Below are 13,414 nucleotides of genomic sequence, written 5' to 3' on the forward strand. Positions count from 1 at the left end.
CGAGTTTGTAGATTATGCTATCACGTTATTTCTCAGGCTTCGGATTGCCGGTTGCGGCAGCCGCGCTCACCGTTCTCAGCGCCTGTCAGGAACCCGAAGTCATTCTGCCGGGTGAGCGTGAGGATATTCGTGCCTCCATCGACAACGAAACCGTTGAAACCCGTGGCGCCAAACCGATCAGTATTCCGGCTCAAAGCCGCAACGCCAACTGGTCGCAAAGCGCGGGAACACCCGCCTTCCGCACTACAAACGCAGCGCTGAGTGCCACACCGCAGCGTATTTGGTCTGCTAACATTGGGTCCGGCGATAGCCGAAAACAGCGGATCACCGCAGACCCTGTTGTTGCTGGTGGCCTGATATATACGCTCGATTCCGGGGCAATTGTCTCGGCTGTTACGCCCCAAGGGCAGGTCGCCTGGAGCACAAACCTTATCCCGCCGAATGAAAAGGACGGGGATGCCACAGGCGGAGGGCTCGCCTATGCCGACGGTGTGCTTTATGTCTCGTCGGGTTTCGGTAGGTTGACCGCGCTCGATGCGAAATCCGGGGCGCAAAGGTGGCAGAAACGTCTGAATGCAACTGGCAGCGGTGCTCCTTTGGTTAGCGGCGGCATACTCTATCTGGTGGCCGGGGACGAAACCGGTTGGGCGGTGAATACCAAGGATGGGCGGATCATCTGGCAAATCGAAGGCACGCCGAGCGTCGGCAACGTTCTGGGTGCACCTGCTCCCGTGATTGCCTCGGACCTGTCAGTCTTTGCCTTTGGATCGGGTGATGTCGCGGCAACATTCCGCCGGGGCGGTATTTTACGCTGGAACGCGTCCGTTGCAGGCGGGCGTCGGGGCCGAGCGGCAGCTCAGATCGTGGATGTGACCGCCGGGCCCATGGTGTCGGGTGGTTCGGTCATAATCGGCAACCACTCGGGGCGCACGGTTTCCTTCGACGGGAATTCGGGTGAGCGGAACTGGACTGCACCGGAGGGGGCGGTTGATACAGTCTGGCCGGCGGGGAACAGTGTTTTTCTGATCAGTGATCGCAGTCAATTAGTACGGTTGGATGCAGCCGATGGCTCGACTGTCTGGGCCATCGATCTGCCGGGCTTCGTCAAGAACAAGCCGGGCCGCCGGGGTCCGATCTTTGCCCATTACGGCCCGATCATGGCCGGTGGACGCCTTGTAGTGGCTTCGAACGACGGCTATCTGCGCTTCTTCAATCCCGTCGACGGAGCGCTGGTGCATCAGGTCGAAGTGCCGGGTGGCGCGACCACGGCACCGGTTGTGGCGGGTCAGACGCTGTATGTTGTGTCGACCAAGGGCGAACTGCACGCTTTCCGTTGACGACAAGATGCGTTAAAGGGCGCATCTTGAGTCTTGAAAGTTGAGTATCATGTCGCTGACCCTCGCCATCGTGGGGCGCCCGAATGTGGGCAAATCCACTCTGTTCAATCGCCTTGTGGGCAAACGCCTGGCTTTGGTCGACGACCAGCCCGGCGTGACGCGTGACCTGCGCGAAGGTGAAGGGCGGCTGGGCGATCTGCGTTTTACCGTGATCGACACGGCGGGTCTTGAGGACGCAACCGATGACAGCTTGCAAGGTCGGATGCGCCGCCTGACCGAGCGTGCAGTGGACATGGCCGATGTCTGCCTGTTCATGATTGACGCGCGGGTGGGCTTGACGCCCACGGACGAAATGTTCGCCGAGATTCTGCGTAAGCGCTCCAAACACGTGATCCTGGCAGCGAACAAGGCCGAAGGGAACGCGGCTGATGCGGGCGTGCTTGAAGCATACAACCTAGGCCTTGGCGAGCCGGTGCGTCTGTCGGGCGAACATGGCGAGGGGATGACGGACCTCTATGCGCAGTTGATGCCACTGGCTGACGCAGCTGAAGAGGCGCGCGTAGAAGAGACACCGCAAACCGATATCGAGCTGGACGAAGACGGGGAAGGCGAAGCCCCGCTCATCACCGCTGACAAACCCCTGCAAGTCGCTGTAGTTGGCCGTCCGAATGCCGGGAAATCTACGCTGATCAACAAGATCATCGGCGAAGATCGTCTGCTGACCGGCCCCGAGGCAGGGATCACCCGCGATGCGATTAGCTTGCAGATCGATTGGGCCGACCCGGATGGCAGCAGCACCCCGATGCGGATATTTGATACCGCCGGTATGCGCAAAAAGGCCAAGGTGCAGGAGAAGCTTGAGAAACTCTCGGTTTCCGACGGGCTGCGCGCAGTCAAGTTTGCCGAGGTCGTCGTCGTGTTGCTGGATGCGGCTATCCCATTCGAGCAACAGGATCTGCGCATTGCCGATCTGGCCGAACGTGAGGGTCGTGCTGTGGTCGTCGCCGTCAACAAATGGGACATCGAAGAAGACAAACAGGAAAAGCTGCGCGATCTGAAAGAATCCTTCGAACGTCTGCTGCCGCAGTTGCGTGGAGCGCCGCTGATCACAGTCTCCGCTAAAACAGGCCGCGGTTTGGAACGTTTGCGCGCCGCGATATTGCGTGCCCATGACGTGTGGAACCGCCGCGTGCCGACCGCTGCGCTGAACCGTTGGCTGACCGCCATGCTGGAACAGCACCCGCCGCCAGCCCCGCAGGGGCGCCGGATCAAGCTGCGGTATATGACGCAGGCCAAGACCCGCCCGCCCGGGTTTGTGGTCATGTGCTCGCACCCTGACAAGATGCCTGACAGCTATTCGCGTTATCTGGTCAACGGCCTGCGCGAGGATTTTGATATGCCGGGCACCCCTATCCGCCTGACTTTGCGCGGGCAAGGGGACAAGAACCCCTACAAAGGGCGGCGCAAGAAAAACGCAGGCGCACTGGCCAAGCATCTCAAGGGACGGGCGTAACTGCGCTAATTTCCAGCATTTTCAGAGAGGGGGCGTGACAGCCCCGTTTCTGCGCGCTAGCATTCAAGCGCGTGCATTTGTTTTGCACGTGCTGCTTGTTTGCGGGATTTCCGCACTTAATTTCGAATTTGTGATTGGTCGACCTCCGTGGGGAGCGGGCGTGATGGATCTGAGAGAATATACAAGACAATACGCGGTGCAGGACAACAAGCTTGCCGCGCTCAGTTATTTCGGAACATTCGCGGTGTATTTCGCATCGCTTACATTGGCGATCACCTATGTCGACCGCTGGTACATCATGATCCCGGCGGGGATCGTTTTTGCCTTCTCTGCCGTGCGTCTCTATGTCCTGCAGCATGATTGCGGGCACCATTCGTTGTTCGAGACGCGCGAGCAGAACGAATGGGCTGGCCATGGGTTATCGCCCTTCACATTTGCCCCGTTCGAGGTGATGAAGCAGAACCACAATCTGCATCACGCCGGAATCGGCAACCTCGAGCATCGCGAGACCGGTGAAATCCACACCATGACGCTGCGCGAATGGAACGAGGCGGATTGGAAAAAGCGTTTGTTTTACCGACTGTATCGGAATCCCTTCATTCTAGTGCCGGTTGGCGCGCTGTTCACATACTTCATCCGCTATCGCTGGCCAAAGAACACCGTGCGGTTCGGTGTGATGGGCGTGGTGCTGCACAACCTCTCGATTGTTGTGTTTTTGGGACTGCTGTATTTGATCGCCGGTGCCACCGGCATTCTGGTCTGGCTGGTGTTTTCGCTGCTGGGCGGGATGCTTGGGGTGTTCCTGGTGTATTTGCAGCACAATTTCGAAGATACCTACTGGGATCGCCGCCCCGAGCTGGATCCAAAGCTGGCTGCGTTGGAGGGGTCCTCGGCGCTGGATTTCGGCTGGTGGTTCGATAATGCGGTGGCCTGCATCACATTGCATGACATCCACCATTTCAATGCCCGCATCCCATCTTACCGGCTGCGCGCGTGCCACTATAACCTGCCGCCAGAATATACACCGCGACGGATCAAGTTTCCCGAGGCAGTGGCAGCGCTGAATCTGAAACTATGGGATGAAGACGCCAAAAGACTTGTCCCATTTCCCAGCCGAACTGCAGGCCATCGCCTGGCCGAAAGCGGGTAACCTCCTATCTAATTCTTGAATTGGCGCTCTCTCAGGAACGTATGTGCTGTGCATTTACAATCTGGGGGAGTTAACGAAAGGAAACGAAATGACCGCAGTTACTGAGGTGCGTGGCGTAGGGCCAGCGCTTGCTAAGGCATTGAATGCAAAGGGCTACAAAACAGCAGAAGCCATTGCCAAGGCCAAACCGGAAGATCTGTCCGGCACCCCGCGCGTCGGTTCCACCCGCGCAGCTAAGCTGATCGCGGCTGCGAAAGAAGTCGTCGGTGCCAAGCCCAAGCCCGCGCGTCGCGCTGCTACCCGCAAGCCTGCAGAGCGGAAATCGGCTGTGCAGCGCGCGACAGCCAAAAGCAATGCGGCTGCGAACAAGGCCGAGGCCGAGCGTAAGGCGGCAAAGGAGCGCGCGGCGGCAGAACAGGCCGCTGCCGAGGCCAAGGCAAAGAAAAAGGCGAAAGCCAAGGCCAAGGCTGAAAAGGCGGCCAAGAAGAAGTCTGAAATGGAGGCGGTGTTTTCCAAAGCCAAGGAAAAGGTCAAGGAAAAGGCCAAGAAGGGTAAGAAAAACAAGAAGCCCAAAAAAGACGTTAAGAAAAAGGACGCCAAAAAGAAGGACGATAAGAAGAAGTCCGACAAGAAGCCCGGAAAGAAGAAAGATAAGAAAAAGGCGAAGAAGTGATACTTCTCCGCCTTATCCGATCGGGAACCGGCGCCTGAATGCGCCGGTTTTTTTAAGTCAGCGTGCCGTTGGTTTGAAGGGTTAGCTTGCCGCCCAGATAGGGTGCCAGAACCTCGGGCAGGGTGACCGTCCCATCCGTGTTCTGACCATTTTCCAACACAGCTATCAGGCAGCGCCCCACGGCCAGGCCCGAACCATTCAGGGTATGGACATATTCTGGCTTTCCCCCGGCCTCGGGCCGGAAGCGCGCATTCATGCGGCGCGCCTGAAAATCCCCGCATGTCGAGACCGAGCTGATCTCGCGATAAGTGTTCTGGCCCGGCAGCCACGCCTCGATGTCGTAAGTGCGTCGTGCACCAAAGCCCATGTCGCCGGTGCACAAGATCACGGTGCGATAGGGGATGCCCAGCTTTTCGAGAATGCCTTCGGCGCAGCGCAGCATACGTTTCTGTTCATCATCCGACTTGTCCGGATGGGTGACCGAGACCATCTCGACCTTTTCGAACTGGTGCTGCCGCAGCATCCCGCGTGTGTCCTTGCCCGCCGATCCAGCCTCGGACCGGAAGCACAGGGAATGGGCGGTATAGCGGCGGGGAAGATAGCTTTCCTCGATCATCGTGTCGTTGACGATGTTGGTCAGTGAAACCTCGGAAGTCGGGATCAGCCACCAGCCTTCGCGGGTTTGATAGCTGTCCTCGCCAAACTTCGGCAACTGGCCGGTGCCCTGCATCATTTCCGAGAGAACCAGAACCGGGCCGTTGACCTCGGTCAGCCCGTTCTCATTGATATGCGTGTCCAGCATGAACTGCGCCAAAGCGCGGTGGATGCGAGCGACGCCGCCCGACAGCAGCACAAAGCGCGAGCCGGAGAGTTTGGCAGCCGTCTCAAAATCCATGCCATTCTGAACGGCATCGATTTCAAAATGCTCTTTCGGCGCGAAATCCAATTCGCGTGGTGTGCCCCAGCGGTTGATTTCGACATTGTCGTTCTCATCCGCGCCTTCGGGCACATCCTCGGCGGGCAGGTTCGCGATGCGGATCAGCTGGTCGGCCAGCAGAGCGTCCAGATCCTTGGCCTCGGTCTGCATCCGGGCCACTTCGGCCTTTTTCTCGGCGACCAGAGCGCGCAGGCGTTCGAATTCAGCTTCATCCCCGCGCCCTTTGGCAGCGCCAACCTCTTTGGAGGCCTTGTTCTGCTCGGCCTGCGCTGTCTCAGCAGCCAGAATCTTGGCGCGGCGGCTTTCGTCCAGCCTCAGCAAGTCTGACGACACCGGCGCGTCCCCACGGCGCGCAAGGGCGGCGTCGAAGGCGGCTGGGTTTTCGCGTATGGCGCGGATGTCGTGCATGGTTCAGATCCTTAACTGCGTGAATCACTGAATCCGCTTATGCACCATCTGAATGGCAGGGTGTAGCACCGGTTACGACTTATCCGCGTCCTCATGTGTTTCATGTGCCAGATGGCCATCCCACTCTTCGGCTGGGATCTTCGGCTCGGGCGGGTCGGCCATGTACGAAGGTGTCATGATCTGCACGTTATTCTCATTGAACACGGCCACGATGTTGCGATGTAAGTCCGAGCGGATTTTCGGGATGATACTGCCCCGAGTGGTATAACCATTGATCTGATAGTTGATCGCGTAATCGGCCAATGCGGTCCATAAAACAAAGGGTTCGGGCTTGGCCTTGATTCCCTTGGTGCGATGGGCTGCCTCGATCAGCATCGCTTCGATCTTTTCGGGCGGCTCTTCATAGCCAATCCCGACGGTCGTATGCAGCAGCAACCCGCTACCGTCTGTTCTTTTTGAGAAATTCACCACGTCCGAATTCATCAATTGGGCGTTCGGGATCGAGATCAGTTCATTCTTGATGGACTTCAGATGCGTCTCCATCAACTTGATCTGCACCACATCGCCAATATGGTCCCCGATCTGGATCCGATCCCCAATCGAGGTTGAGCGGCGATAGATCACGAAGAGCCCCGCCAGCATGTTCGACACGACCGAGTTTGCGCCCAGCGACAGCATGGCACCAACCAGAATCGTCAGCCCCTGAAACGCCGCCGAATCTGATCCGGGGATGTAAGGGACAGCAAAGACCAGAGCGATCAGGATAACGACGACGCGGGCGATGTTGAAGGTCGGGTTCACCCAGTGGCTTTCAAAATCGCCCATGTCAAAGGTTCCCGCCTCGACGGCGTCAAAGAACACACGCATGCCCCGGATAATATACAGCGTTATCCATGCGATCAGTATCAACATGATCAGGTTTGGGATGTAGCTGAGGATTCCTTTGAAGATCAGCAGGACCGGCTCGGTCAAGTAGGTCAGCAGGAGTTGCGCGAAATAGCGCGTCTCGGCAAAGGCAAGCAGAACGAAGGAGAGGTAGTAGTAGAAGCCGAGGAAAAAGATCACCAGCAGGACAAAATTCAGAGCATACCGGATCAACGCGGCGATGGCCTCGGCCTGAACACTTTTGGCGGTCGCGGTTTCGACATCCTTGAGGTAACGCTTGACCAGTTTCAGCGTACGGCGGCGAATGCGCCGGTGCAGCCACAGGATAACGACGACAAAAAGCGCGAATCCAGCTGTCCATGCTAAGGCTTCGATGGCACCCGAAACACGCGCCTGTTCGGTGCGGTTTGCGCGATAGCTTTCAATGGATTGTTTAATAGCGTCGCCGTGCAACAAACTGAGAACGTTCAAGTCCATCTGCTCAAGCTCGGAATCGGCATCGGTCACGATCGAAACTTGAACACCATCGGCAAAGATTCGAATGCCGAACTCTGAGTCCTCGAAGGTTATAGAGACCTGCTCGGCGTCTGAGGCCTCGGCGATTTCGATTATCTTGTTCTGTACACCCGCGGCCCGTTCCGGTGCGGGCAGTGCGCTGGAGCCGCGCAGGTGAAACAAGGTGTCGCCGTCAACGATAACCGGAGCCTGAAAAATCTCTGACTCAGTGTCTTCTATAGCAGGCTCTTCGCTAGTGGCGTTCTGTGCCCATACGGGCGACGCCAGAAGACCTAAACAGGCTGTCACGAGCATCAGGCGAACAAACGCGCCAAGGGTCTGGATTGATTGAATCATTAGGCCTCCTGCCACAGGACTATATCTGACTGGAAGGGTCTGCCTAGAACATATCTGCAACGTCCGGCAGCAAACCTTTGAACCCGATGGTCGAAATGGGGCCAGGTTTGCTTGCAAACCCATGTTTCAAAGCATAGGTTCCCGCAAACTTTGCAGAGAGCTCTCTGCATCATCAGAACAAAGGAATATCCCATGGAAGGTGGCGCAATCGCCCAGTTTCTCCCGCTGATCCTGATCTTCGCGATTATGTATTTTCTGCTGATCCGTCCGCAGCAGAAAAAGATGAAGGAACATCAGGCCATGGTCGAAGCCGTGCGCCGGGGCGATCAGGTTGTCACCCAAGGCGGGCTGATCGGCAAGGTGTCGAAGGTCAAGGAAGGCGATAACGAGATCGAAGTCGAGATCGCCGAGGGCGTTAAGGTTCGCGTGGTGAAATCGACCATCGCTCAGGTTCTGAACAAGACCGAACCTGCGAAGTAACTTCGCGCGACAATTCCTTGAAAAGGCAGGGTAATGCTGCAAATTGATTCCTGGAAGCGGGTTCTGATCTGGTCGGTCTGTGTGATCGGTCTGTTCCTTGCCCTGCCGAATGCGTTTTATACGCGCGTAGAACAATCTAACGATGCCAAGGCTGCGATTGAGCTGGGCATTGATACACCTGAAATGCAGGCCGAGGCCGCGCAATGGCCGAACTGGCTGCCGTCGTCTCTGGTCAATCTCGGGCTCGACTTGCGCGGCGGCGCGCATTTGCTTGCCGAGGTCAAGGTTGATGATGTCTACGAATCCCGGATGGAGGCGATGTGGCCCGAAATCCGCGACGCGCTGCGTGATGAACGCGCGACGGTCGGCACGATCCGCCGTCAGGATTCGGCGCCTGACGAGATTCGCGTGCGCATCAGCCAACCCGAGGGCATGTCCCGCGCATTAGAGGTTGTGCGCGGTCTAGCCCGACAGGTGCAGACGCTGACCGGGGCAGGGGCAACAGATATAGAGGCCCGCGCTGAGGGGGACACTATCGTTGTCCAACTGTCCGAGGCCGAAAAGCTTGCTTCGGATGACCGCACCGTGCGCCAGTCCCTTGAGATCATCCGCCGTCGGATCGACGAGGTTGGCACACGCGAACCAACGATCCAGCGTCAGGGCGCTGATCGTATCCTGATACAGGTGCCCGGCATCGGCAGCGCCGGGGAGCTCAAAGAGATTATCGGCACGACGGCACAGTTGACGTTCAATCCTGTCGTTGGGCGCGGGACTGACCCGGATGCCATTCCGGGCGTTGGTGAGAAGCTTGTGCCATCGATCGATGAAGATGGTGTGTACTACACTCTGGACGCCGCACCCGTCGTGACCGGTGAAGAATTGGTCGACGCGCAGCCATCCTTCGACCAGAACGGCCGCCCTGCGGTCAGCTTCCGGTTCAACACCTCTGGCGCGCGCAAATTCGGCGATTACACGCTAGAAAACATTGGCGCACCCTTTGCTATCGTCCTGGATGACGAGGTGATCTCGGCCCCTGTAATCCAAAGCCATATCCCAGGTGGTTCGGGCATCATCACTGGCAACTTCACAGTTGAAGAAAGCACCAATTTGGCCGTTCTGCTGCGCGCAGGTGCCTTGCCTGCAGGTCTGGACTTCCTCGAAGAGCGCACCATCGGCCCTGAGCTGGGTCAGGACAGTATCGACGCAGGCAAAGTCGCGACAATCGTGGCCTTTGTCGCCGTGTTGGTATTCATGGCTCTAAGCTACGGCCTGTTCGGCATCTTCGCCAATATTGCGCTGATCCTGAACGTGGGGCTTTTGTTTGGCCTGCTCTCACTGATCGGCGCCACGCTGACCTTGCCCGGGATCGCGGGTATCGTGCTGACCGTCGGCATGGCAGTTGACGCCAACGTGCTGATCTTCGAGCGTATCCGCGAGGAACTGAAATCTGCCAAAGGTCCGGCGCGTGCCATCGAGCTGGGATACGAAAAAGCGCTTTCGGCCATTCTGGACGCAAACGTGACCACATTCATTACCGCAACCATCCTGTTTGCCATGGGCAGTGGTCCCGTGCGCGGCTTCTCCATTACGCTTGGTCTGGGTATTCTGACCTCGGTCTTCACCGCGATCTTTGTGACGCGTCTGATGATCGTGATGTGGTTCGAACGCCGCCGTCCGAAAACGATCGAGGTTTGACATGAGACTGAAACTCGTACCCCAAAACACCTCGTTCGATTTCTTTAGCCGTTGGAAGGTCTGGCTGGGCATCTCGGGTTTGATGATGGTGATCGCATTCACGTCATTCCTGCTGCAAGGGCTGAACTTCGGCATCGACTTTCGCGGCGGCACCACGATCCGGACCCAAAGCGCGCAAGAGATCGACGTCGGCGCCTATCGCGACGCCATCGCGCCGCTAGAGCTTGGCGATGTGACTATCACCGAGATTTTTGATCCCACCTTTGGCGAGGATGAAAACGTCGCGATGATCCGCATTCAGGCACAGGACGGGGCCGAAGCGGTGGCGGCCGCAACCGTCACAGCCGTCGAAGAAGCGCTGACCGTTGCCGCGCCGGATATCCAGTTCGTCTCGGTAGAATCGGTTGGCCCCAAGGTTTCGGGTGAGTTGATCCAGACCGCGGTCATTGCGGTCGCCTTGGCGATTGGCGCAGTGCTTGTCTATATCTGGCTCAGGTTCGAATGGCAGTTCGCACTCGGGGCGGTCGCCGCGTTGGTGCATGACGTGATCCTGACAATCGGCATCTTCTCGGAACTACAAATCCGTTTTGACCTGGCGATCATCGCCGCTCTACTGACTATCGTCGGCTATTCGCTGAACGACACCGTGGTCGTCTTCGACCGGGTTCGCGAAAACCTGCGGAAGTACAAGAAGAAAGACCTCAAAGAGGTGCTGAACATCTCGATCAACGAAACGCTCAGCCGGACGGTGATGACCTCTGTGACCACGCTGCTGGCGCTGATCTCGCTCTATGTACTGGGCGGAGACGTGATCCGAGGCTTTGTCTTCGCGATGATCTGGGGCGTGATCGTCGGGACCTATTCGTCGGTCTTCGTGGCCTCGACCATCCTGCTGTGGCTGGGGGTCAAGCGCGACTGGTCGAAGCCGTCGAATACGGCGGGCAACCAGTTTGCCAACATTGATGCCTGAGTATTTCGGCCAGACCCCAACCGGTCTGGCCGTTATTATTTTCGCCGCCTTTGTTGGGGGCATCGTGCGCGGGTTCTCCGGCTTTGGGACTGCCCTGATCTTCCTGCCCATCGCCAGCCCGTATCTTGGCCCCTTCGGTGCCATCATCGCGCTGACGGTCATGGACATATTTGGCCCGATCCCGAACCTGCGCCGCGCAGGGACGGTTGTTGACAAGGCAGATCTGATGCGCCTTTTGGTCGGGTGCGCGCTACTTCTACCGGTTGGCTTATGGCTGCTAACCCGGACCGATCCCGAAGTGTTTCGCTATATCGTCAGCCTGATTTCATTGTCGATGCTGGCCGTTCTGGTTTTTGGTCTGCGCTACCGGGGAGCGGTATCGCGTGGCATGGTTGCTGCGATCGGCGGGGCTGCAGGGCTACTGGGCGGGGTAGCCGGGATACCGGGGCCTGCTGTCATCCTGTTTTATATGTCACGGCCCTTACCGGTTGAGATCATCCGCGCGACGATCCTACTGTTCCTGTTTGCTTTCGATTTGCTGATCCTTGGATATCTCGGTGGGATGGGGCGTCTTTCGATCGCGAGCATCGGATTGGGCCTTGCGCTTGCGGTTCCCAACATCGCGGGCAACTGGCTGGGGGGCTGGATGTTCCGACCCGAGTACGAGAACCTCTACCGCGCCGCAGCCTATCTGGTGATTGCAACAGCGGCCTTGTCCGGCCTGCCGCTTTGGGGCTAGAACCCTGCACATGCGCCTGAACGAGATCACATATACAAATGCTCAGCCGGTTGATGGCTATGGCCCCGGGTTCTTTCGGATAGGCGGGGAGGTTCATGATGGGGCAGTCCTGACCGGCCCCACCGGTACATCGGCTTGGGCGGGTTACCCCGACGCCCAGACCCTGCTGGCCTTGTCCGAACATGTCGATGTTCTGTTCATCGGTACGGGCAAAGAACTGACCCACATCCCAGCCGACTTGCGCACCACATTGGAAGAGGCAGGTCTGGGTGTCGAAATCATGAACTCTCCGGCGGCCTGCCGCACCTACAACGTGCTGCTTTCCGAAGGCCGCCGCGTTGCGCTTGCGCTGATCCCGGTCTGAGGATCTGTTCTTGCTCTGGCTAAAAATATCCTGGGGAGTGTGAGGGGCTGGCCCCTCACTGCGACCCGACCAGCCGCTCTGCGGCAATTCCGACCTTTTGCCCACACGCACAATCCGCTAAGCGGGCTTCATGACTTTAAAGGTAACCGATCTGGCCATCGCACGCGGCGGAGTTCCCGTGCTCGAAGGGCTGAGCTTCTCGCTTGAGGCAGGAAGGGCGCTGATCCTGCGGGGGCCGAATGGAATCGGAAAGACAACATTACTGCGTACGCTTGCGGGCCTGCAACCGCCGCTGGCAGGGCAAATCGACGGGGCAGAAGAACAGATCGCATACGCGTCCCATTCCGACGGGTTAAAACCGACCCTGACCGTTGTCGAAAACCTCAACTTCTGGGCGTCGGTCTTTGGCACCCGTGATATCCAGCACGCCCTTGATGCGTTTGAGCTGAACGAGTTGGCTGACCGCCATGCGGGCAACCTTTCGGCGGGGCAGAAACGGCGTCTGGGATTGGCGCGTATGTTGGTTACTGGCCGCCCGATCTGGATGCTGGACGAGCCGACGGTCTCGCTGGATCGTCACGCCGTGCAGATGTTTGCGGATGCGGTGCGCGCGCATCTGGGGCAGGGTGGTTCGGCCCTGATCGCGACCCATATTGATCTTGGCTTGGACGGAGAGGTTCTGGACGTTGGCCCCAACAAGGCCAAGCCCAAGCCCATCGACGATTTCGACGGAGGTTTCTTGTGATCGCCTTATTGCTGCGTGATCTGAAATTGGCCTTCCGTGCGGGGGGTGGCTTTGGTCTCGGTCTTGCTTTCTTCCTGATCGTCACCGTTCTGGTGCCATTCTCGGTTGGCCCGCAATCTTCGCTGCTTTCGACCATCGCTCCGGGCGTTCTTTGGCTTGGCGCGCTTTTGGCGTGTCTGCTGTCACTTGATCGCCTTCTGGCGCTGGATTGGGAAGACGGCTCGCTTGATCTGCTCGCGACCGCGCCGCTTCCGTTGGAATCGGTTGTTACCGTCAAAGCGCTAGCCCATTGGCTAACCACCGGATTGCCGCTGGTTCTGGCCGCGCCGTTCCTAGGCGTGTTGCTAAACCTGCCTGTACCCGGGTTTTCGTGGCTAGTGATCTCACTGCTCCTCGGTACTCCGGCGATGAGCGTTATCGGCACCTTTGGCGCGGCCCTTACTGTTGGTCTAAAACGGGGCGGTCTGCTACTGTCGCTTCTGGTTTTGCCGCTCTACGTGCCGACTTTGATCTTCGGAGCCGAGGTCGCCCGACGCGGTGCGACAGGCATGGAGACGCAAACGCCCCTGCTAATGCTGGCAGGGATTACCGCCGCAACGGTCGCACTTTTACCCTTTGCCAGCGCAGCGGTACTGCGCATCAATCTTAGGTGATGGCCACAAAGCT

General features: G+C 58.3%; 13 protein-coding genes. 11 read left to right on the forward strand and 2 right to left on the reverse strand.

What is annotated here, in order from left to right; genetic code table 11:
• The first annotated feature begins 14 nt into the window (after window positions 1-14).
• From ACRZ96_RS00485 to ACRZ96_RS00500, 4 genes are all read left to right on the forward strand, one after another.
• Window positions 15-1,337: a PQQ-like beta-propeller repeat protein gene (locus ACRZ96_RS00485; protein ID WP_480814134.1), complete on the forward strand. Its 1,323-nt coding sequence runs from the start codon at window positions 15-17 to the stop codon at window positions 1,335-1,337.
• Between the two features lie 49 nt (window positions 1,338-1,386).
• Window positions 1,387-2,850 carry a ribosome biogenesis GTPase Der gene (gene der, locus ACRZ96_RS00490; RefSeq protein WP_480814135.1) on the forward strand — a complete coding sequence of 488 codons (1,464 nt, stop codon included), beginning with the start codon at window positions 1,387-1,389 and terminating at the stop codon, window positions 2,848-2,850.
• Window positions 2,851-3,013: 163 nt separating this feature from the next.
• On the forward strand, window positions 3,014-4,000 hold the full coding sequence (locus tag ACRZ96_RS00495; RefSeq protein WP_170396376.1) for a fatty acid desaturase: 987 nt from the start codon (window positions 3,014-3,016) through the stop codon (window positions 3,998-4,000).
• 88 nt (window positions 4,001-4,088) lie between these two features.
• Window positions 4,089-4,673 (forward strand): helix-hairpin-helix domain-containing protein, encoded by a 585-nt coding sequence (locus ACRZ96_RS00500; RefSeq protein ID WP_480705185.1) that lies wholly within the window; start codon window positions 4,089-4,091, stop codon window positions 4,671-4,673.
• A 52-nt stretch (window positions 4,674-4,725) separates the two neighbouring features.
• On the opposite strand, the gene serS is transcribed toward ACRZ96_RS00500, so the two are convergent.
• A complete protein-coding gene (gene serS / locus ACRZ96_RS00505; protein WP_170422274.1) occupies window positions 4,726-6,018 on the reverse strand; it encodes a serine--tRNA ligase in 1,293 nt (430 codons plus the stop codon).
• 72 nt (window positions 6,019-6,090) lie between these two features.
• Window positions 6,091-7,755 carry a mechanosensitive ion channel domain-containing protein gene (locus tag ACRZ96_RS00510; protein ID WP_170512878.1) on the reverse strand — a complete coding sequence of 555 codons (1,665 nt, stop codon included), beginning with the start codon at window positions 7,753-7,755 and terminating at the stop codon, window positions 6,091-6,093.
• 192 nt (window positions 7,756-7,947) lie between these two features.
• On the opposite strand from ACRZ96_RS00510, the gene yajC reads away from it, so the two are divergent.
• The 7 genes from yajC (at window position 7,948) to ccmB (ending at window position 13,401) form a co-directional block, all read left to right on the forward strand.
• Window positions 7,948-8,235 (forward strand): preprotein translocase subunit YajC, encoded by a 288-nt coding sequence (gene yajC, locus ACRZ96_RS00515; protein WP_155151194.1) that lies wholly within the window; start codon window positions 7,948-7,950, stop codon window positions 8,233-8,235.
• A gap of 33 nt (window positions 8,236-8,268) precedes the next feature.
• On the forward strand, window positions 8,269-9,930 hold the full coding sequence (secD, locus tag ACRZ96_RS00520) for a protein translocase subunit SecD (RefSeq protein ID WP_170403231.1): 1,662 nt from the start codon (window positions 8,269-8,271) through the stop codon (window positions 9,928-9,930).
• 1 nt (window position 9,931) lies between these two features.
• Window positions 9,932-10,900 (forward strand): protein translocase subunit SecF, encoded by a 969-nt coding sequence (gene secF, locus ACRZ96_RS00525; RefSeq protein ID WP_170396385.1) that lies wholly within the window; start codon window positions 9,932-9,934, stop codon window positions 10,898-10,900.
• A complete protein-coding gene (locus ACRZ96_RS00530; RefSeq protein WP_480705183.1) occupies window positions 10,893-11,639 on the forward strand; it encodes a TSUP family transporter in 747 nt (248 codons plus the stop codon). Before secF ends, ACRZ96_RS00530 begins: the two co-directional genes overlap by 8 nt.
• A 10-nt stretch (window positions 11,640-11,649) precedes the next feature.
• Window positions 11,650-12,003, forward strand: a complete 354-nt coding sequence (locus tag ACRZ96_RS00535) for an Mth938-like domain-containing protein (protein ID WP_480705181.1) — start codon at window positions 11,650-11,652, stop codon at window positions 12,001-12,003.
• 130 nt (window positions 12,004-12,133) lie between these two features.
• Window positions 12,134-12,748, forward strand: a complete 615-nt coding sequence (gene ccmA, locus ACRZ96_RS00540; protein ID WP_480705179.1) for a heme ABC exporter ATP-binding protein CcmA — start codon at window positions 12,134-12,136, stop codon at window positions 12,746-12,748.
• Window positions 12,745-13,401 carry a heme exporter protein CcmB gene (ccmB, locus tag ACRZ96_RS00545; RefSeq protein WP_170396393.1) on the forward strand — a complete coding sequence of 219 codons (657 nt, stop codon included), beginning with the start codon at window positions 12,745-12,747 and terminating at the stop codon, window positions 13,399-13,401. The genes ccmA and ccmB overlap by 4 nt, the downstream gene beginning before the upstream one ends.
• Window positions 13,402-13,414 lie beyond the last annotated feature (13 nt).

The sequence above is a fragment of the Ruegeria sp. CF1 genome (assembly GCF_056537445.1).

Excerpts from the sequence above, each read along its gene's own strand:
- ACRZ96_RS00485 (WP_480814134.1), top strand. The coding sequence starts at position 15 with ATGCTATCACGTTATTTCTCAGGCTTCGGATTGCCGGTTGCGGCAGCC.
- der (WP_480814135.1), top strand. The coding sequence starts at position 1,387 with ATGTCGCTGACCCTCGCCATCGTGGGGCGCCCGAATGTGGGCAAATCC.
- ACRZ96_RS00495 (WP_170396376.1), top strand. The coding sequence starts at position 3,014 with ATGGATCTGAGAGAATATACAAGACAATACGCGGTGCAGGACAACAAG.
- ACRZ96_RS00500 (WP_480705185.1), top strand. The coding sequence starts at position 4,089 with ATGACCGCAGTTACTGAGGTGCGTGGCGTAGGGCCAGCGCTTGCTAAG.
- serS (WP_170422274.1), bottom strand. The coding sequence starts at position 6,018 with ATGCACGACATCCGCGCCATACGCGAAAACCCAGCCGCCTTCGACGCC.
- ACRZ96_RS00510 (WP_170512878.1), bottom strand. The coding sequence starts at position 7,755 with ATGATTCAATCAATCCAGACCCTTGGCGCGTTTGTTCGCCTGATGCTC.
- yajC (WP_155151194.1), top strand. The coding sequence starts at position 7,948 with ATGGAAGGTGGCGCAATCGCCCAGTTTCTCCCGCTGATCCTGATCTTC.
- secD (WP_170403231.1), top strand. The coding sequence starts at position 8,269 with ATGCTGCAAATTGATTCCTGGAAGCGGGTTCTGATCTGGTCGGTCTGT.
- secF (WP_170396385.1), top strand. The coding sequence starts at position 9,932 with ATGAGACTGAAACTCGTACCCCAAAACACCTCGTTCGATTTCTTTAGC.
- ACRZ96_RS00530 (WP_480705183.1), top strand. The coding sequence starts at position 10,893 with ATGCCTGAGTATTTCGGCCAGACCCCAACCGGTCTGGCCGTTATTATT.
- ACRZ96_RS00535 (WP_480705181.1), top strand. The coding sequence starts at position 11,650 with ATGCGCCTGAACGAGATCACATATACAAATGCTCAGCCGGTTGATGGC.
- ccmA (WP_480705179.1), top strand. The coding sequence starts at position 12,134 with ATGACTTTAAAGGTAACCGATCTGGCCATCGCACGCGGCGGAGTTCCC.